Raw genomic sequence first — 19,837 nt, 5'->3', positions numbered from 1 at the left:
CCCGCCTCATGTCCCGTGGGACCACATGGTTCAGTATTTTTTTATTTTTTTAGGATCCCCGTGGTCAAGCCATGGGGTGTGACAAACCTCAACATAAAGATACAATAATGACAAAGAATATTGGAAAAATTACTCAGATTATTTCAGCGGTAGTGGACGTAAAATTTACGAATAACTGCAAATTACCGGAAATTTTAAATGCCCTTGAGTGCTATAGTGATAATCAAAGGATAGTGTTGGAAGTAGCACAACATATAGGTGATGATACAGTGCGTTGTATTGCTATGGATTCTACTGAAGGATTAGTAAGGGGGCTAGAAGTAGTGGATACAGGTAATCCTATCCGTATTCCTGTAGGTACTGAAACGTTAGGGCGTATTATGAATGTTGTAGGTGAAGCGATTGACGGCAGGGGAGAAATTAAGAGCTCAAATATTTCTTCTATATATAAACCAGCACCTAGCTTTACCAATCAAGCAACCGAGAGTAATATATTGGTAACTGGTATTAAAGTAGTCGATCTACTTGCTCCTTATACTAAAGGTGGTAAAATAGGATTATTCGGCGGTGCAGGAGTCGGTAAAACCGTGTTAATAATGGAACTTATCAATAACGTAGCTAAAGCTCATGGTGGATATACGGTATTTGCGGGCGTTGGTGAGAGAACTAGAGAAGGTAATGATCTTTACCATGAAATGATTGACTCAGGTGTTATTAATCTTGAAGAGCCTGAAAAGTCAAAAGTGGCTCTTGTTTATGGGCAAATGAACGAGCCGCCCGGAGCAAGGGCAAGAGTTGCATTAAGTGGGCTTACTATTGCAGAAAGCTTTAGAGATATGAATGAGGGACAAGATGTTTTATTCTTTGTGGATAATATTTTCCGTTTTACTCAAGCAGGCTCTGAAGTATCGGCACTGCTTGGTAGAATTCCATCGGCAGTAGGGTACCAGCCTACTCTTGCAACTGATATGGGAGAACTACAGGAGCGTATCACCTCTACTAAGCACGGCTCAATAACTTCTGTGCAGGCTATATATGTACCAGCGGATGATTTAACTGATCCTGCTCCTGCTACTTCTTTTGCACATTTAGATGCTACAACAGTACTTAGCCGTCAGATAGCTGAGCTTGGGATTTATCCGGCAGTTGACCCATTAGATAGCAATTCTCAAGTACTTAATCCGATGATTGTCGGGGAGGAGCATTATAGTGTAGCAAGACAAGTTCAGCAGGTTCTACAAACTTATAAATCGTTGCAGGATATTATTGCTATTTTAGGTATGGATGAGTTATCTGAAGAAGATAAATTAACCGTGTCACGTGCTAGAAAGATACAACGTTTCTTATCGCAACCTTTCCATGTAGCAGAAGTATTTACCGGAACGGAGGGAAAATTTGTTGATTTAGCCGATACTATAGCAGGTTTTAAAGGACTTGTGGAAGGTAAATACGATGATTTACCGGAAGTTGCTTTTTATATGGTTGGAACTATAGAAGAGGCTATTGATAAAGCTCGGAATTTAAAATTATGTTGATGTCATTCCCGCTTAGGTGGGAATCCAGCTCTTTTATGTGTTATCCCTGGTTTAAGCCACGGGATTAACATTAAGGATAAACCACACAATATGAATGAAACAATTATAGTTAAAATCATTACTCCTTTAAGTATTGAATTTGAAAAGCAAGCTAAAATGGTAGTGCTACCTGGTGAGGAGGGTATGTTTGGGGTGTTGCCGAGTCACGCACCGATGCTTGTTAGTTTGAAAACTGGTTTAGTGCAGGTTTATATAGATGATATGCATAAACCCAAAAACACTTATCTTATTTCCAGTGGTGTAACTGAAGTAACAGGAAGTTATATTAATATAACTACAGAAACAGCTATCAACGTTACGAATTTAAGTGAAGCAGAAATAGCAACTAAGCTTCTCGATCTTCAAACAAATTAGCCTAAAGGTATATTTTAGGGGGTATTTAAGCGTCATTGAGAGTGAACTTTGTTATATGGATCAAAAAACGTGTTTGGTGTCAACCTTAACTTGGCACAGCATCTAAAAAGTAACCTAAAGTAGTAGAATTTTGTTGGTCATGCTGTGATTAAGTTGTGGGATAACAACAGCAAAGTTGATCCACACAATAATGCATAACGTAGGAATGGACATAGCTGGCAACGCCACCAAGTACCACATAATGAATATTAGAATGAGGAATGCATGCAAAAAGTGCATAATGTAGAATATATTAAGGAATTATCAGTCGATAATATTTTATATAAAATTTATGATATAAATAAAGCTGCAGATTATATTGAGTTGCCCTTAAAAAAGCTTCCATATAGTTTAAGAGTGTTATTTGAGAATGTATTACGTTCTAATGGTTCAAAGCAAAACTTACTTGCATTTAAAGAATGGCTAAAAACTAAAAAATCTAATGTGGAAATAGATTTTATGCCGACAAGAGTTTTAATGCAGGATTTTACCGGCGTGCCTGCTATTGTAGATTTGGCGGCTATGCGTGATGCGATGAAGAAAATAGAAGGTGGTGATCCGTTAAAAATTAATCCGCTTATTCCTGTTGATTTGGTAATAGACCATTCTGTAAGTGTTGACTCTTATGCAGCGAAGGATTCATTCGATAAAAATGTTCACATGGAAATGAAACGTAATATAGAGCGTTATGTATTTCTTAAATGGGGGCAGCAAGCATTTAATAATTTCAGGGTAGTGCCGCCCGGTACGGGTATTTGCCATCAGGTAAATTTAGAGTATTTAGCAAAAGTAGTGTGGAATAAAGACGGGCTTGTTTATCCTGATAGTTTAGTTGGAACGGATAGTCATACAACTATGGTAAACGGGTTATCAGTACTTGGTTGGGGAGTCGGTGGCATAGAGGCAGAAGCTGCAATGCTTGGTCAACCACTTACTATGATCCTCCCGGAGGTAATTGGAGTGAAGCTTACAGGTAAATTAACCGGTATTGCTAATGCAACCGATTTAGTTCTCACTATTACTGAATTACTACGTAAGAAAAAAGTAGTAGGTAAATTTGTTGAGTTTTTTGGTGAAGGGCTTAAAAGTCTAACAATTGCTGATCGTGCAACGATTTCTAATATGTCGCCTGAATACGGTGCAACTTGCGGTTTTTTCCCGCTTGATCATGAAACAATAAAATATCTAGAACTCACAGGAAGAGAAACAACACAAATTAAGTTAGTAGAAGAGTATGTTAAAATGCAAAATCTTTGGTATGATTCTTCAGAAACGCTAGAATATACTGAGGTTTTAGATATAGATTTATCGAAAGTACAAAGTTCTTTAGCCGGTCCAAAACGTCCACAAGATAGGGTCAATTTAAACGATGTAGCAAATAATTTTAAACAAGAATTACCGAATTTTACTATAGAAAATAAAGACATTGATACAAAATATGTCGTAGCAAATCAGAGTTATAAAATCGGTAACGGTGATGTAGTAATTGCAGCGATTACTAGCTGTACTAATACCTCAAATCCTAGCGCTATGATCGGTGCAGCACTTCTTGCTAAAAGAGCACTAGAACACGGATTAAAGGTAAAGCCTTGGGTTAAAACTTCTCTTGCTCCAGGTTCAAAAGTTGTAACAGAATATTTGAAGCTTAGCGGTCTTGATAAATATTTAGATGAATTGGGGTTTAACCTAGTAGGTTACGGGTGTACTACTTGTATTGGTAATTCCGGACCTCTAAATCTGGAAATAGAGGAAACTATTAACAAAAACAGATTGGTTGTTGCTTCTGTTTTATCGGGTAATAGAAACTTTGAAGGACGAATTAATCCCCTTACTAAAGCAAGTTATCTCGGTTCGCCTATTTTAGTTGTAGCATACGCACTTAGCGGCACTCTTAATATAAATTTAAATAGTCAACCAATAGAAAAAAATATTTATTTAAAAGATATTTGGCCAAGTAAAGAAGAGATAGATAACGTTATTGCGAATTCAATTAATTCCTCTATGTTTATAGAAAAATATTCCGATATATTTACCGGAACGAAAGAGTGGCAAGATTTACAGGTTACTACTAGCTCTACTTATAACTGGGATAAGAATAGTACTTATATTAATAAACCGCCTTATTTTGAGGATATAGGCAGCAAGAATAATATAAAAGACATAAAATCTGCACGAATTTTAGCAATTTTCGGTGATTCTATTACTACCGATCATATTTCACCGGCAGGCAGTATTAGTAAAACTAGCCCTGCTGCTAAATATTTAACAGATCATCATATAGAGCCTATATATTTTAACTCTTACGGATCACGTAGAGGAAACCATGAAGTAATGATGCGTGGCACATTTGCTAATATTCGTATAAAAAACGAGATGTGTAAAGGTGTAGAAGGTGGTTTTACTATAAACCAGTTAAATGGTATGCAGCAAACTATTTATGATACAGCTATGGACTATAAAGCACATAACACGCCGGTAGTGATTTTTGCCGGTAAAGAGTATGGTAGTGGTTCATCAAGAGACTGGGCAGCAAAAGGGTCGCAACTGCTTGGTGTAAAGGCAGTGATTGCTGAGAGCTTTGAGCGAATACATCGTTCAAATTTAGTTGGTATGGGTATTGTACCGCTAACTTTCACTGGTAATAAAACAAGGTTAGATTTAAAGTTAGACGGATCAGAATTTATTGATATTATAGGCTTAAATGAGCATATAAGACCTTATAATTCTGTTAAATGCATGATAAAAAAACAAAATGGAGAGACTCAGATAATAGATTTAATATTGCAAATATTTACGGATAATGAGATAAATTATATAAAGCACGGAAGTATTATGCATTTTATGGTAGAGAATTTGAAATGATGTCATTCCCGCCTACGCGGGAATTTAGAAAGCAGCAAAAATAATAAAAATGTATTGGGTAGATAGATATATTGTGTTCTGATCGTAATAGTACTTTGTATATTAGTATTAATAATAATATACTGAGTCGTACTTATGAACATAAGTAAAAAGTGATCAAGGGATTACAGCAAAATATAATATTATAAAAGCTTTTCTATGTAGAAGAATTGACTAATCTTAAAGAAGTACTTGCTAGAGAAAAAGTATTAAAAAATGGCATTATAGTTGCAAAATCAAATTAATAGAAAAAATTAATTCTGATTGGAAAGATTTAGGTAAAGATTTTTCTGGATTCCAGCCTACATTGGAATATGACATAAGGAGAAATATATGGATAAGCATCTTAAAGAATATGTTGAGAGTGGTACGAAAAATTTAATTGTAATATATATATTATATCTATGCGGGATAGTAGCTCCGGTATTACCATTAATTGGAGTATTTTTTGCATATCTCAATAAGGATAAAGGGGATGATTTTACTATCAGCCATTATGTATTTCTGTTGCGTACTTTTTGTTTCGGAGTTCTTGGATGGATTGTATGTTTCATGTTTACGTTTATTATTATTGGAGTAGTACTGTACTTTGCATTGGCAGTTTGGTATATATTGCGTGTTGTCATTGGTTTTAATTATATGGTAGAAGGTCAAGCTTATCCAAACCCTACGACTTATTGGATAAAATAATACGAATAGCGAATTATTACATAATATAATATTTGGACAAAGTAGTCAAAAATTGTCGCTGTACGTACCACTACAGTAACAATTTTTGAAATTAATAATTTTAGTAAAAGATAATGATTTTTTTTAAAACTTATTTTCAAATTAAGCGAAGCGCTGCTTCAAACTTGATTTATACAACTTTTAAAGCAGTAGCAAATTACTTAAGTCTATTTGCTACTGGAGATGAATAAAAGATGATAAAGCTTACTATAGACGGCTCTGAAATAGAAGTATCAGAAGGTAGCACCGTTTATCAAGCCTGTACACAAGCAGGCAAAGAAATTCCTCATTTTTGTTATCATGAGCGTCTAAAAATTGCCGGTAATTGCCGTATGTGTTTGGTTGAAATGGAAAAATCTCCAAAGCCTATAGCTTCTTGTGCAATGCCAGTCAGCAGCGGTATGGTTATTCATACCAATACACCGATGGTTAAGAAAGCCCGTGAAGGGGTGATGGAGTTTCTGCTGATTAACCATCCTTTAGATTGTCCTATTTGTGATCAGGGTGGTGAGTGTGATTTGCAGGATCAAGCTTTTAGATACGGTAGAGGTACTACTAGATTTCATGAAAATAAAAGATCTATTAAAGATAAATATATGGGTCCGCTGATTAAAACAGCGATGACTAGATGTATACAATGCACTAGATGTATTAGATTTGCCAATGATATAGCGGGAATAGAAGAAATGGGAGCTATTCATCGTGGAGAACACATGGAAGTAACTTCTTATCTAGAACAAGCTCTCGATTCAGAAATTTCTGGTAATATGATTGATATTTGTCCCGTTGGTGCTTTGAACTCTAAGCCATATGCATTTAAAGCCCGTAAATGGGAGCTAAGACACACAAATTCTATAGGTGTGCATGATGCTGAAGGTTCTAATATTCGTATTGATAGTAGAGGTGATGAGGTAATGAGAATATTACCCCGTGTTAATGAAGAAATAAATGAAGAATGGATTTCGGATAAAAATCGTTTTAGTTATGATGGGTTAAAATATCAGCGTCTAGATTGTCCTTATATCAGAAAAAATGGTAAATTAGTAGAAGCGAGCTGGAGTGAAGCTTTAAATACAATAGCTGATAAAATTAAATCTATTAACCCTAAACAAATTGCTGCTTTTGCTGGCTGTTTTGCCCCTGTTGAAGCAATGTTTATGCTAAAAATATTACTTCAGAAACTTGGTAGTAATAATTATAGTGTTAATCAATTGAACTATAAAATAGATACAAGTGAGAGAGGAAATTATTTATTTAACACAACTATTGCCGGTGTAGGAAAAGCGGATTTATGTTTATTAATTGGAGCTAATCCAAGACAAATAGCACCTATATTAAATAGTCGCATAGGGCAAAGGGTGCGTGTAGGTTCATTAAAAGTAGCAAGAATAGGGGCAGGTCATAATCAAACTTATGAAATTCAGGATTTAGGAAGTGATATTAAGATTATTGAGGAGCTAGTCATTGGTACTCACGAGTTTACGAAAGTCTTGAAAGCAGCAAAATATCCGATAATTATAGTAGGTGACGGTGTATATGCAAGAGATGATGGATATGCTATATTGTCGCTTATTCATAAGATAGTAGCTGAATATAATATTATGCGTGATGATTGGAAGGGTTTTAATATATTGCATAATCACGCTTCTATAGTTGGCGGTCTTGATATTGGTTTTAATAGCTTGATTGATGAATTAAAGGAAATAAAATTAGCTTATTTATTAGGTAGCGATGAAGTCCCATTTAATAAACTTAAATCAGCTTTTATAGTATATCAAGGACATCACGGGGAAACAGGTGCTACTAATGCAGATGTAATTTTACCTGCGGCTGCTTATACTGAGCAGAGTGGAATTTACGTAAATTTAGAAGGTAGACCACAAATAGCAGAAAAAACAATATCGCCTGTAGGAGATGCTAAAGAAGATATAACAATTATTAAAGAGCTTGCTAGTCATTTAAGAATAGATATTGGAATGGATCATTTGCAAGCAATACGGACTAAGCTTGCTGAAGAATATAAAGTGTTCGCTAGTATTGGTAAAATTATAGAGAATAAATTTATTAAATTTAGATCTAAAGATAAATTATTAAAAGAACCTATAACTGCAGAACCGATTAATTATTATATGACTGACATAATTAGTAAAAATTCGGTAACTATGGCTAAGTGTGTAGAGGCTAAGCAAATGAGAGAAAATAGAGTATTATCATCCCGCACTTGATCGCAGTATCTAGTATTTAAAAATGAATGAATACTATGTTTATTTATATACTTTCAAGTAAATACGATGGTACTTTATAATATCAGTGTTACTTCTAATATTATAAAACGTGTTTGGCAGTATACACAAAAAATAATAAAAGGATTTACTGATAAGCTAATTTATTATATTTTGAAATATAATAAATTAGCTTATTTTGGACAGTTTAATGCTATTCACCTAGCAATTAGTCATAGGAAACACTTTAAATAATATAAAAGAAAATGGTAATAAGATTTAATCAAAGCTAACACAACCATAATTGTTATAATTTATATTAAAATATTATAAAATAATTTTACTTAGATCCCGCAATCAAGTCGCGGGATGACAATGCAATATGGCAGAACTCTTTTTTGAATATATTTTTCCGTTAATTATAATTGCTTTAAAGGTAATGGCAATCACTATCCCTTTAATATTGTGTGTTGCGTATTTAACATATGCAGAACGTCGCGTTATTGGTTTTATGCAGCTTAGAAGAGGTCCAAATGTTGTTGGACCGTTTGGGCTTTTGCAGCCTATTGCTGATGCGGTTAAACTCTTATTCAAAGAGCCGGTTATTCCAACCAATTCCGATAAAGTATTATTTATTTTAGCACCGATGATAACTTTTATATTAAGTTTAATTGGTTGGTCGGTTATACCTTTTGCAAAGGGTGTAGTTCTTGCAGACATTAATGTCGGTGTTTTATATATTCTTGCTGTTTCTGCCTTAAGTGTTTACGGCATTATTATTGCAGGCTGGGCTAGTAACTCAAAATATGCATTCCTTGGTGCTATACGCTCATCTGCTCAAATGATTTCTTATGAAGTATCGATGGGACTGGTTATTATTACCGTGTTGCTTACTACAGGTACCCTCAATTTAAGTGGGATTATTGAAGCACAAAGTACCATTCCATGGTGGATCGATTTAATGCTATTACCAATGGGTGTTGTGTTTTTTATCTCAGTACTTGCCGAAACAAATAGATTACCTTTTGATTTACCTGAAGCGGAGTCAGAGTTAGTTGCCGGCTATAATGTTGAATATTCCTCTATGGGATTTGCTTTATTTTTCTTAGGCGAATATGCTAATATGATACTTGTTAGTGCAATGACTACTACTTTCTTCTTAGGTGGTTATTTACCACCTTTTAATATCTTATGGTTAGATTGTATTCCCGGTTTCTTTTGGTTTGCTTTTAAAGTTGGATTTTTACTGTTCTGCTTTTTATGGATCAGAGCAACGTTACCAAGATATCGCTATGATCAGTTAATGCGTTTAGGTTGGAAAGTATTCTTGCCACTGACACTATTTTGGGTGATATTGGTGTCGAGCGTACTTATGTATACCGATAATTTACCAAGTGTTTTAGAATAATAACATTAACTATAAATCATCCTCCTTTATTGAGAAATTGAAATCTTTACTTTTTATAAAGGAAGTATGGCTTTTTTGTTCTTGCAGTCGAGGTGATAATAAAAAGCGCTCTGATATTGATATTGCAATTATTTGTTCCAATATTACAAATCAAGAATGATAAAAAGTTGTAAATATTGTAGAAAATGTATACTCTTTTAAAGATAGATTATGTTAGGTGCTAGTCTACAAAAATAAGTACAGAGCTTTATGAAAATATATTGAAGAATAAAAATTTGAAAGAATATTTTTACGGCGAAAGGTATATAAGTCCTTAATTATCCTAAAGAAGTTCTTAAAGAGGTTTTTACTGCTGGTATAATAAATTATGAAGATCTATGCATTTATATGATCACTGACCGTAATATGACATAGCATACGTATGATGCGAAACTTTCAGATGGACATTATGTTCCTACTATTAAGGAGTTACTTAATGCTATCAATTCAAACTTAAAATTTTAATAGAGAATGATAAACTACTTAAAATCGTTTTTTCTATATGAGATAGTAAGAGGGATGGCTTTGACTTTGAGATATTTTTTTAAAGCTAAAGTTACAATCAATTATCCTTATGAAAAAAGTCCTGTTAGTCCAAGGTTTAAGGGTGAGCATGCACTGCGTCGTTATGAAAATGGCGAAGAACGTTGCATTGCTTGTAAACTCTGTGAGGCGATTTGTCCTGCACAAGCTATAGTGATTGAAGCAGATGAACTAGATGATGGCAGTAGGCGTACTACTCGTTATGATATCGATATGACAAAATGCATTTATTGCGGGTTGTGCCAAGAAGCTTGTCCAGTAGATGCAATAGTTGAGGGTCATAATTTCGAGTTTGCAAGCCTTACCCATACTGCACTTATTTACGATAAGGCAAGATTACTGCAAAACGGTGACAAATGGGAACAGGCACTAGCCAGTAAATTATATAAGGATTATGAATATAGGTAAGTAAATTACACAACATTCTTAACCGGAACAACAGTGATATTACTTAATCATTTGTCTGAAGTATATAATAAATTGATCATCTAATTTTAAATATTCTACTGCTTGAGTATCGCTAAGCTTAAATCGAAGCCCAATTTTAAACCTTTATGTCTTATAAATAAATCAAACTCTCCTTCTTGATTATTGTAATAGCAATCCTCGCTGCATTTATTTGTTTATTATAGAGCAAGTCCTTTGAAACTTGCTCCTAGTTTTGGATGTCTTAATAATTGCTCAGGTGCATAAATATCAATTAAATGGTGAAATATCCCTGAATCAGTAAAATATATTCGGTTTTATTTAGAAAATTTTTTAAACCAAGGATATAATTTAGTGAAAAGTACCTAAAAATATCTCAATAATTATGTTTAAAATTTATAGTATGGTAGTTTATTTTGTTACTACTATCGTTCTGTTAATAACACTTTCTATTAAATTTATTTCTACCGAATTATACTAATTAAAGAGGAGTAAAAGTACAGTACTAATAAAATTATATGATAAGGATTTATATGAACAATTAAAAGGGTTACTTCCAAAAGTACTAGAATAAAAGAGAATTAGTTATAAGAATGAATATATAGTAGTTACTAAAGTATGCGCTGCTGTAAGACAATAATTAATTGTTCAATTTGGATTATAGTGAGCTTGTATTTTTTATTTTACATTGGAAGATTTATAAAAATACGCAAAACAATAATAATTAATCCAGTTGTAATATCTGTGCAGATTTTATAGATTTTTCTAGATGTGAGGATAGGAGTACAATACCGCCGCTATTTGCTTTCATGATAATTAAATTATTTAGCAAATCTCTATTTTCTTTGCTTAAGTTCGTTTCAACTTCATCAAGTAACCATAAATCTGATGGGCAAGCAATAAGCCTTGCTACGGCTACAACTTTCTGTATCCCGCTAGATAAACTATAGCATTTTTCATCTAATAAATCGTGTAATTTGAAATAATGAATAGCGGCATGTAAGGCCTCAGTGGAATTATAAATTTCTGACCAAAATTTTAGATTCTCAAAAACAGTCATTTCAAGCTTTAGACCTAAATTATGACCTACATAAGTACAATAAGGTTTAGCTACAGCATATTTTGTAAAGCTTGATACAAGTGAATTTTGCGGGATGTGTTTTGGCTTATGTATTTTTATACGCTGCGCAGGCTCGCCTTTAAATTCATCTTGTCTGAAGCTTTCTGAAATATGCTGTGTATTGTTATTAATATTACAGTTTTTATAGTATATATTACCACTACTCGGTTGCATAATTCCTGCTATCATTCGTAGCATCGAACTTTTACCACAACCGTTAACTCCTTTTATATACGTAATAGAATAAGGAAGAAAAGTAAGACTTAGATCGAATAAATTTCTTTGTGCTATGTTAAACTGTAATTGGTGAAGTGATAGCATATGTTACTATGTCATTTCCGTGTAGGTGGAAAAAATAATTTTAATATTGGTATTACACATTAATTGAGAAAACAAGCCTAAAAAAACTTGTTTTCTATAGGTTTGACTGAAAATAACATTAACCATCAAAACCTCATTAACAAATTTTCTATCGATAGACGGAATATATTTATAAGAGAATTCGGTATTAGACCAAAGTAAATAATCAATAATATTAAAGGAGCTATTGAGATTATTTCGTATTTATATAAATCTCTGAAATGCATAATTTCTTTATTGGTAATTGTACCCAGCATAACATTTTTATATAATTTCAGCATATAAACTGCTCCAAGGATTATGCCAAGAGCGGCTACAAAAGTTGCTGCTACATTTACCTTATAAATTCCAAGTAAACTTAAAAATTCCCCGATAAATCCACTAGTACCAGGTAGTCCAATAGAACCAAAGATGGCAATCATAAAAAATGTAGCAAGCACAGGCATTTTATTTGCTACACCACCGTATTTAGCTATTTCTTTAGTGTGGAGTCTTTCATATAAAGTGCCGACTATTAAGAATAAACATGAAGAAATCACACCGTGGCTAAGCATCTGAAATATTGCTCCACTAATTCCAGCTTCAGTAACACTAAAAATACCTATTGTAACGTATCCCATATGTGCAATTGATGAATAGGCTATCATCTTCTTCATATCTTTTTGAGCAAGGGCTACAAGTGATGCGTATATTATAGCAATTATACTAAGGTAAATTACATAAATTGCAAATGTTTGTGAAACAGTTGGTAGTAATGGAAGTAGTACTCTTAAAAAACCGTAGCCGCCAAGTTTTAATAGAATACCGGCAAGAATAACCGAGCCACTGGTTGGAGCTTGTACGTGTGCATCAGGTAGCCAAGTATGAAAGGGAATCATAGGGATTTTAACGGCAAAGGCTATAAAAATTGCACACCATAAAACTTTTTGGGCAAATAATGGAATATTATCGGTAAGATCAGGAATATATGTTAAATTAAAACTATGAATCTTGCTATAAATATAAATTAATGAAAGTAGAAAAAATACTGAGCCGAAGAAAGTATATAAAAAGAATTTAAGCGCTGCATATATTTTATTTTCGCCGCCCCATACACCAATAATAATATACATCGGTACTAATATTGCTTCAAAAAACAGATAAAATAATAGTAGATTTATAGAGGTAAATGCTCCTATACAAAAAGATTCCATTAATAAAAAACATACTAAATATTCTTTAATATATTTTTTAACGGTAAATAAGCTTCTAATTATGCAAATAAGGGTAAGAAAAGAAGTTAGCACCACAAAAAATATCGATATACCGTCAACACCTAAATGAAATTCAAGACCAATCTTATCAAGCCATGCATAATGTTCAACAAATTGATAAGCGGGATTTGAGGAGTCAAACTCTACTAAAATATAAATAGTTGAAATGAATGTTAAAATAGAACTAAGCACTGCAACATACATTACATATATTGGTTTATTCACCTTTTTACTTTGACTAATGAATAGCAAAATATATAGCACGCTTATTAGCGGCAGAAAAATACTGATAGATATAATAGGTAATTCTAGCATCCTTGTATATAATACCCCAATAAATAAAGAATAGTGCAAATAAAAAATAAATTAAGAGTATGAAATACTACTTTTAAAAGAAAGTAAAAACAAAATAACTAATTGTTGCAACAATAAATGATACTATATATAAAGCATAATTAAAAACATATCCTGTTTGTGTTTTGCTGGTAAGAACGCTAAAACAATTAATGACTCGTGAAAAACCAGCCGGTCCAAAACGGTCAATTATTTTCTGATCACCGAGATAAAATAAACAGGCTAGGCAGTTAATAGACTTCACAATTAGATAGTTATATAATTCATCAAAGTAATATTTGTTATATAGGATATTACCTATTAACCTAAAAGATTTAATTTTGCTAAAAAATGTTATACTCGTACTGAGCTTTGACTGTGGTATCCAGTTTTTGATATTTTTACTGGATTCCCGCTTTTGCTGGAATGATGTACTTGACTTATATAAGTAAATCCCTGTAATAATCCCTATTATACCAACCACCATAGGTAGTAATTGTATATATAAAGGCGGGTGGCTAATTAGTAATTTATAAATATGTAAATTAAATATGCTTTCATGGAAATAGCTGTGTGGTTTATTCATAGAGAGTAAATAATAGCCAATCATACCGTTAAAAAAGCTTCCTGCGACGAGTAATAGAAGTGGAGTATTCATTATTTTAGAAGGTTCGTGAGCATGCTTAAAAACATCTTTTTCTAGCTTAGTTTTACCATGAAATACCAATATAATAATCTTCATTGAATAAATAGCAGTCAGTATTGCTGCCGCTATTCCAAAAATAAACATAAACGATCCACTACTATAAGATGCTTCTAAAATTGAGTCTTTAGAGTAAAATCCTGCAAGCGGATAAATTCCTATTAATGCAAGTGAACCAATTAAGAAGTTGCCGTAAGTGATCGGCATCTTATTCCGTAACTCACCCATTTTGAAAATATCCTGTTCATGAACTGCATGTATTACACTACCAGCTGATAAAAATAGTAAGGCCTTAAAAAAAGCATGAGTTACTAAGTGAAATATTGCACTATTATAGGCAGATGCTCCACAAGCTATGAACATATAACCAAGCTGACTACAAGTTGAGTATGCAATAATTTTCTTAATATCTCTTTGCATAAGAGCAATGCTTGCTGCAAAAAGACAAGTAGTTCCGCCGATTATTGTAATAAATTGTAGAACTATAGGGCTGTATTCAAACAAATACGAACAACGTGCCACTAAAAATACTCCTGCCGTTACCATAGTTGCTGCGTGAATAAGTGCAGATACCGGAGTTGGCCCTTCCATCGCATCAGGAAGCCATACATGTAAACCAATCTGTGCAGATTTACCAATGCAACCGATAAATAGTAATAAACAAATAGTATCTAGAATGGAACATTGTAGCAATGTTTTTGTATTAGATAATAACTCTGTAGATGAAAATACATCTTTATAATTTGCTGAACCACAGTAAAAAATTATTGTTATTACGCCTAAGATAAAAGCAAAATCGCTGGCTCTATTTGTTATAAAAGCTTTAATTGCTGCTTTATTGGCTGATTCTTTTAAATGCCAAAATCCGATTAGTAGATATGAGCAAAATCCAACCCCCTCCCAGCCAAAAAATAACTGTAAGAAATTATCTGCTGATACTAGCATTAACATAAAGAAAGTGAATAAAGAAAGAAATGATAAGAAACGTATAATCCCTTTATCTTCTGCCATATAGCCAAGCGAGTAAATATGCACAACGCTTGATACCCATGTTATGGCTATAAACATTATGATAGTGAGCTGATCTACATAAATAGCAAAGTTTACTCTGAATTGCTCTAAGACAATCCACGGGAATAATTTTATATGGATAATATTCCCACCTAAGCCCGTATGGCAAAATATTATTAATGAGAATAAAGCAGATAAAGATAAAAAGCCGGTTGCAATTACTTGAGCTAATTTTTTATCTATAACTTTTGAGAATAACCCGTTTATTATTGCAGAGGCTAGCGGTAACATAATGATCATTATGGCAAGGGTATTATACATCTTTATCCTTTCATCTGATTAATATCAGTAATTTCAATTGAGTCTGTATTACGGAAATATATAAGTAATATTGCAAGCCCTATAGAGGTTTCGGATGCTGCTACAGTTAAGATTATGATACTAAAAATTTGTCCTGATAATTCTTGCATATGCACGGAAAATGCAACAAAATTTATATTAACTGCAAGCAGCATTAACTCAATGGACATTAATATATTGATAATATTTTTGCGGTGCATAAATAATCCAAACATGCCGATAGTAAAAACTAAGCTACTTAAGATTAAATAATGATTAAGCGAAATATATTCATTCATATTTAATATCCTCAATTCCTTTCTTGAGAAGAGGTTTTGTCATTAATACAGCATTTTCCTTATTGTGGCTTAATTGTTTTGATATATCTTGACGTTTTACTCCCTCACACTTTTTAAGCGTTAATACAATGCAACTAATCATAGCAACAAACAAAATAAGCCCTGCTATTTGAAATGGTAGCATAAAATCAGTATAAAGTATATTACCTATTGCTTTAGTATTTGAGATATGATTTTTTATGGCAAACGATATATCGGAGTTGAAATTAATATTCTTAGTACCAAGTAAAATAATTATTACTAAATCAGCAAACATTATTAGAGATATAAAAATACTTAAAGCTAGATTTTTTTTTAACTGTGTTATTGCCTTATTAAAATGCAAATCGAGTATCATTATCACAAATAGAAATAATACCGCTACAGCTCCAACATAAATCAATATCAGCATCATAGCTAGAAATTCTGCACCAAGCAAAATCATAAGACTTGAGCCATTGAGAAACGCAAAAATTAACCATAATACCGAATATACGGAATTTTTGTTTAAAACAACGCAAAAGCTGCTTATAGTTATTAATGTTGCAAATAAATAAAAAAATATGGACATAATTTATTTTTATGTTTTTAAGTATTACTTTGGTGTCAACCCCGTAACTTAGATAAGCGTTGTTGCACTGATCCATGCAACAACGACTTTAGTCGCGCAGGTCATGATGAAGTATATTACACCAACAAAGCGTTAGAAGAAAATTTCTCAATCATTGGAGTAAATAATACTTCGAATTCTTTGCGTATTTCTTCTTTATTTTCTACTTTTTGACCTTCTTTACTTAAAGTTAATTCGCCTTTCTCTACATGACCAAGTACAGCCTCAATGATTGCTTTTTTATCATGCTTTCCGTCCATATATCTAAGTGCAAACTTCTCAAAGAAATTAATGCTGATTGGCTCATGTTTTAAATTTGTTACCCACATATAAGGTGTGTGGTTTGCTTGATGTATAGCCATTTTTGTTGTTTTAGGTTTATCAAGCTCAGGGTTATTGCGATGTTTCTGATTTGTAATACTAATATAACCTTGTAATACTAGCTTCATTGCATTATTTAAAAGCTCAGCTTTAATTTCATTTAATTTAGTATTATGTAGCTTTTTATTAGCTTCTGCAGTTATTTTCTCAAAGCTTAACGGGTTATTTAGATTCTCGCTAAAAGTGTATAAAATAGCTTTCATATAAGGTGAGCTAGTTGTTAAGTTAGAGTCTTTATTACCGTTTAAAAAAAATTTTAAGCTTTCAGAAGTATTGTTAAGATCCACTTCTTTAAGTGGCTTTTCAGGTACTATATTAAAGATCATATTAAATTTCGTTATATCCTCATTATTAATATTTCTATTAATTTTGATATTACTATGACATAATAAAGTAGTTCTAAAACGACGATTCGTAATAAAATCCATATATTGTTCGGTTCTCACTATGTCGTTCACAGCTTTTAACTGCTCTACTACTTTTGGCGGCATATTACCGAGATACATAGTCGAGAGATTACAATCGGCTAAATATTGTAAATTGTACTTTCTTGCCTCATTCATAAACTCATGGAAGTAGAATTGAGCATTTTCTTCTTCTAGGTGATCGTGACGTAAGTAATGATCAGTTTGTTTAGCAAGCAGCCCTGCTTCGGTTTTTAATACTTCTGCGTAAGGAGTGTTAGAGTTTTCTAGGCTATCCTTAACAAATTCTAGTAACAATCTAGATTGAGCTATTCTATCCCGCACATTTACAAATGAGCTAGAATGGTACATCATCATATCTCTAATAGTACGGACCATATTCCAGCCTGGTAGCGTATTATAGCTAATATATGCTATTCCATTTAGGTTAAGATTTTTATTACAAACTTCAAAAATTTTATCTCTAACGGTTTTTGGTACCCAAGAAATTACGCCGTGGCAAATTATATAATCAAACTTACCTAAAGAATCGTCAATATCGGTTATAGAACAATGATGGAACTCTATATTTTTTAATCCTAGTTCTTTAACATTTTTGTGTGCTTCATTAATTTGTACCTTAGACAAATCAATACCAACAAAATGAGCTTTGGGGTAAAGAACTGCATGCGGTATTAAATTACCGCCTGCAGCACAACCAAGTTCTAATATTCTGCTATGTTCAACTTCAGGAGCATTTACACCGAAAAGGGTTGCAAGTGTACTTAAGTGATAAGGATTGGTAAGAGCATATGGGTAGCTTTCATATGGTACTTCATCATAAGTGTTATGATCTGAAATCGTGCCGTTAACAACGGATTGTACGGAATGCGGTTTTTTGACTATCTTATCATGACCATTAGAGGTAGAAGAAGAGTTAGTAGCTTTTTGGGACATAGTTTTTTCCTTATATTGTTGGTTTATATTTGTGTTATTGCATGTAGCGGAAAAGTCTTCTCTTTCATACTGTGGTTTAACCACGGTATGATAACGGACAGAACTGCATTCCGGTTTTCTTTATATCAAATATTGCACAGAATTCTTAAAATGGCAATCTATAAGTAAATTCTATACCAAATTCTCCAGCGGCTATAGTTTTTTATAGGATTTACCGGTATTAATAATGCCGTTTTTATATCAAGCGTATCATAATTAATCATTACTCTATGATGCCGTTTGTAATTTTGCAGTTGCATCCATTACTTAAATTTGAAGTTTCATCTTATGAAATCCCAAGCCCTTCTTGCCACGCACCACAATTTTTATGAGTTCTTCTTGCTTTAAAATAATCACTATATTATATAACACTCCACCTAGAAGCGGTAGGCTTAATTTTCACTAGTGCTATTCCGCCTCCAAGTATTACAAAAGGTCTAAAAGTTTTTATTTTTGCTAAATCATAAATAAGATTTAGCATATATATTTGATAATACTTTAGTGTTATCTGCTGGAGTGGGTAATAAGTCATGTAGGAGATATTTAGGTTGATAAGTTGCCGAGAATGCAGCTATCTGTGGATATATTATATAGTCTATTTTCCCCCTATACATGCTTGATTTTTTTAAAATTATTGCAGTATTTGAGTGTTTATATTGGAATTTACTAATGACCGGTTCAGTTATTCCGCCTTCTGTTCCTATATAAAAACCTGTTTCTTTTGCAAGAGTAATGTTATTAAAAATCATGATAGTAAAAAAATAATTTTAATAATTTAGTCATGATAATTATTTAAAAAATAAAAAAATATTATATACCCCCTTTATTAAGGGTCAGTCATATTTTTTCTAATTATGGAAGCAATGATACTAAATAGTAATAAAGTAATAGTTACTGTGAGGGGAACATATACCGGCATCGCTATATAATGATGAATAAATATTTTAAATCCGATAAATATTAAAATTAAAGCCAAAGAATATTTTATATAACTGAAACGTTCTACAATCTCTTCTAAACAAAAGAATAATGCTCTAAGCCCTAAAATAGCAAAAATATTTGAAGTATAAATTATATAAACATCATTAGTAATTGCAAATATTGCTGGTATACTATCTATAGCAAAGACTAAATCTATTGCTTCTATCAGTACTAGAGATATAAAAAGGGGAGTAAAATATAATTTGTTATTACGTTTAACAATAAATTTACTACCTTCAAGATTAGGAGTAATATTTAGATTTTTCATTATTGACTTATAAATATAAGAATTCTGTATATAATAAGTTTTATGTGATACATAAAAAGTTTTTATACCAGTAGCAATAAGTATTACAGCAAAAATATACAATAACCAGGCAAATTTCTTTATAATAATAATGCCGCCGTAAATTACTATAGCTCTGAATATTATTACACCTATTATACCGAAAAATAAAACACGATGTTGATATTTCTCAGGAATTCTAAAAAATTGGAAAATAATCGAGATAATAAAAATATTATCAAGTGACATAGCTTTCTCAATGAGAAAGCAAGTATAATATTCACGAGCATGATCTGTTCCAGTATTATAGTAAACATAGATACCGAATAAACAAGCGATTATAAAATAGAAAAGACTAAAAAGTATACTTTTTTTAAAGCTCATTACAGTGTTTTTTTTGTGTACTATCCCCAGATCGAGAATCAATAAAGCAGCAATGACCGTATAAAAAATAATCCAACTCATT

At 32.4% G+C, this 19,837-nt stretch carries 15 protein-coding genes and 1 pseudogene; 8 read left to right on the top strand and 8 right to left on the bottom strand.

Translation table 11 applies throughout. From position 1 onward, the window contains the following. Nucleotides 1–107 precede the first annotated feature (107 nt). The 8 genes from atpD (at nucleotide 108) to nuoI (ending at nucleotide 10,238) form a co-directional block, all read left to right on the top strand. The gene (gene atpD, locus AAGW17_RS01035; RefSeq protein WP_347939097.1) at nucleotides 108–1,535 is read left to right on the top strand and encodes a F0F1 ATP synthase subunit beta; all 1,428 of its coding nucleotides are present in this window, start codon (nucleotides 108–110) and stop codon (nucleotides 1,533–1,535) included. A gap of 90 nt (nucleotides 1,536–1,625) precedes the next feature. Continuing rightward, nucleotides 1,626–1,949 (top strand): F0F1 ATP synthase subunit epsilon, encoded by a 324-nt coding sequence (locus AAGW17_RS01030; RefSeq protein WP_347939096.1) that lies wholly within the window; start codon nucleotides 1,626–1,628, stop codon nucleotides 1,947–1,949. A gap of 264 nt (nucleotides 1,950–2,213) precedes the next feature. Continuing rightward, nucleotides 2,214–4,850: an aconitate hydratase AcnA gene (gene acnA, locus AAGW17_RS01025; RefSeq protein WP_347939095.1), complete on the top strand. Its 2,637-nt coding sequence runs from the start codon at nucleotides 2,214–2,216 to the stop codon at nucleotides 4,848–4,850. Between the two features lie 372 nt (nucleotides 4,851–5,222). Further along, the gene (locus tag AAGW17_RS01020; protein ID WP_347939094.1) at nucleotides 5,223–5,579 is read left to right on the top strand and encodes a DUF4870 family protein; all 357 of its coding nucleotides are present in this window, start codon (nucleotides 5,223–5,225) and stop codon (nucleotides 5,577–5,579) included. A 233-nt stretch (nucleotides 5,580–5,812) separates the two neighbouring features. After that, nucleotides 5,813–7,843 carry an NADH-quinone oxidoreductase subunit NuoG gene (gene nuoG / locus AAGW17_RS01015; protein WP_347939093.1) on the top strand — a complete coding sequence of 677 codons (2,031 nt, stop codon included), beginning with the start codon at nucleotides 5,813–5,815 and terminating at the stop codon, nucleotides 7,841–7,843. 379 nt (nucleotides 7,844–8,222) lie between these two features. Further along, nucleotides 8,223–9,248: an NADH-quinone oxidoreductase subunit NuoH gene (gene nuoH, locus AAGW17_RS01010; protein WP_347939092.1), complete on the top strand. Its 1,026-nt coding sequence runs from the start codon at nucleotides 8,223–8,225 to the stop codon at nucleotides 9,246–9,248. 37 nt (nucleotides 9,249–9,285) lie between these two features. Next, on the top strand, nucleotides 9,286–9,408 hold the full coding sequence (locus AAGW17_RS01005) for a nucleotidyltransferase domain-containing protein (RefSeq protein ID WP_347939091.1): 123 nt from the start codon (nucleotides 9,286–9,288) through the stop codon (nucleotides 9,406–9,408). 350 nt (nucleotides 9,409–9,758) lie between these two features. After that, nucleotides 9,759–10,238: an NADH-quinone oxidoreductase subunit NuoI gene (gene nuoI / locus AAGW17_RS01000; protein WP_347939090.1), complete on the top strand. Its 480-nt coding sequence runs from the start codon at nucleotides 9,759–9,761 to the stop codon at nucleotides 10,236–10,238. A 742-nt stretch (nucleotides 10,239–10,980) separates the two neighbouring features. Here the strand turns inward: nuoI and AAGW17_RS00995 are convergent. From AAGW17_RS00995 to AAGW17_RS00960, 8 genes and pseudogenes are all read right to left on the bottom strand, one after another. Further along, nucleotides 10,981–11,697 (bottom strand): ATP-binding cassette domain-containing protein, encoded by a 717-nt coding sequence (locus AAGW17_RS00995; RefSeq protein WP_347939089.1) that lies wholly within the window; start codon nucleotides 11,695–11,697, stop codon nucleotides 10,981–10,983. 125 nt (nucleotides 11,698–11,822) lie between these two features. Beyond that, on the bottom strand, nucleotides 11,823–13,304 hold the full coding sequence (locus AAGW17_RS00990; RefSeq protein WP_347939088.1) for an NADH-quinone oxidoreductase subunit M: 1,482 nt from the start codon (nucleotides 13,302–13,304) through the stop codon (nucleotides 11,823–11,825). Nucleotides 13,305–13,377: 73 nt separating this feature from the next. Next, nucleotides 13,378–15,357, bottom strand: coding sequence for an NADH-quinone oxidoreductase subunit L (gene nuoL / locus AAGW17_RS00985; RefSeq protein WP_347939087.1), 1,980 nt, complete (start codon nucleotides 15,355–15,357; stop codon nucleotides 13,378–13,380). A 2-nt stretch (nucleotides 15,358–15,359) separates the two neighbouring features. After that, nucleotides 15,360–15,674: an NADH-quinone oxidoreductase subunit NuoK gene (nuoK, locus tag AAGW17_RS00980; protein WP_347939086.1), complete on the bottom strand. Its 315-nt coding sequence runs from the start codon at nucleotides 15,672–15,674 to the stop codon at nucleotides 15,360–15,362. Then, nucleotides 15,667–16,284 (bottom strand): NADH-quinone oxidoreductase subunit J, encoded by a 618-nt coding sequence (locus tag AAGW17_RS00975; RefSeq protein ID WP_347939085.1) that lies wholly within the window; start codon nucleotides 16,282–16,284, stop codon nucleotides 15,667–15,669. The genes nuoK and AAGW17_RS00975 overlap by 8 nt, the downstream gene beginning before the upstream one ends. A 116-nt stretch (nucleotides 16,285–16,400) precedes the next feature. After that, entirely contained in the window at nucleotides 16,401–18,065 is a 1,665-nt protein-coding gene (locus AAGW17_RS00970) for a class I SAM-dependent methyltransferase (RefSeq protein WP_347939084.1), read from the bottom strand. A 145-nt stretch (nucleotides 18,066–18,210) separates the two neighbouring features. Further along, nucleotides 18,211–18,887: pseudogene (locus tag AAGW17_RS00965) on the bottom strand (porin family protein). 43 nt (nucleotides 18,888–18,930) lie between these two features. Further along, complete coding sequence (locus tag AAGW17_RS00960; RefSeq protein ID WP_347939083.1) at nucleotides 18,931–19,836, bottom strand: TerC/Alx family metal homeostasis membrane protein; 906 nt, start codon at nucleotides 19,834–19,836, stop codon at nucleotides 18,931–18,933. Between the last annotated feature and the right edge of the window lies 1 nt (nucleotide 19,837).

This window comes from Rickettsia sp. Oklahoma-10, from assembly GCF_039954865.1.
Lineage (GTDB): Bacteria > Pseudomonadota > Alphaproteobacteria > Rickettsiales > Rickettsiaceae > Rickettsia > Rickettsia oklahomensis.
This window is presented reverse-complemented; position numbering and strand designations above follow the sequence as displayed.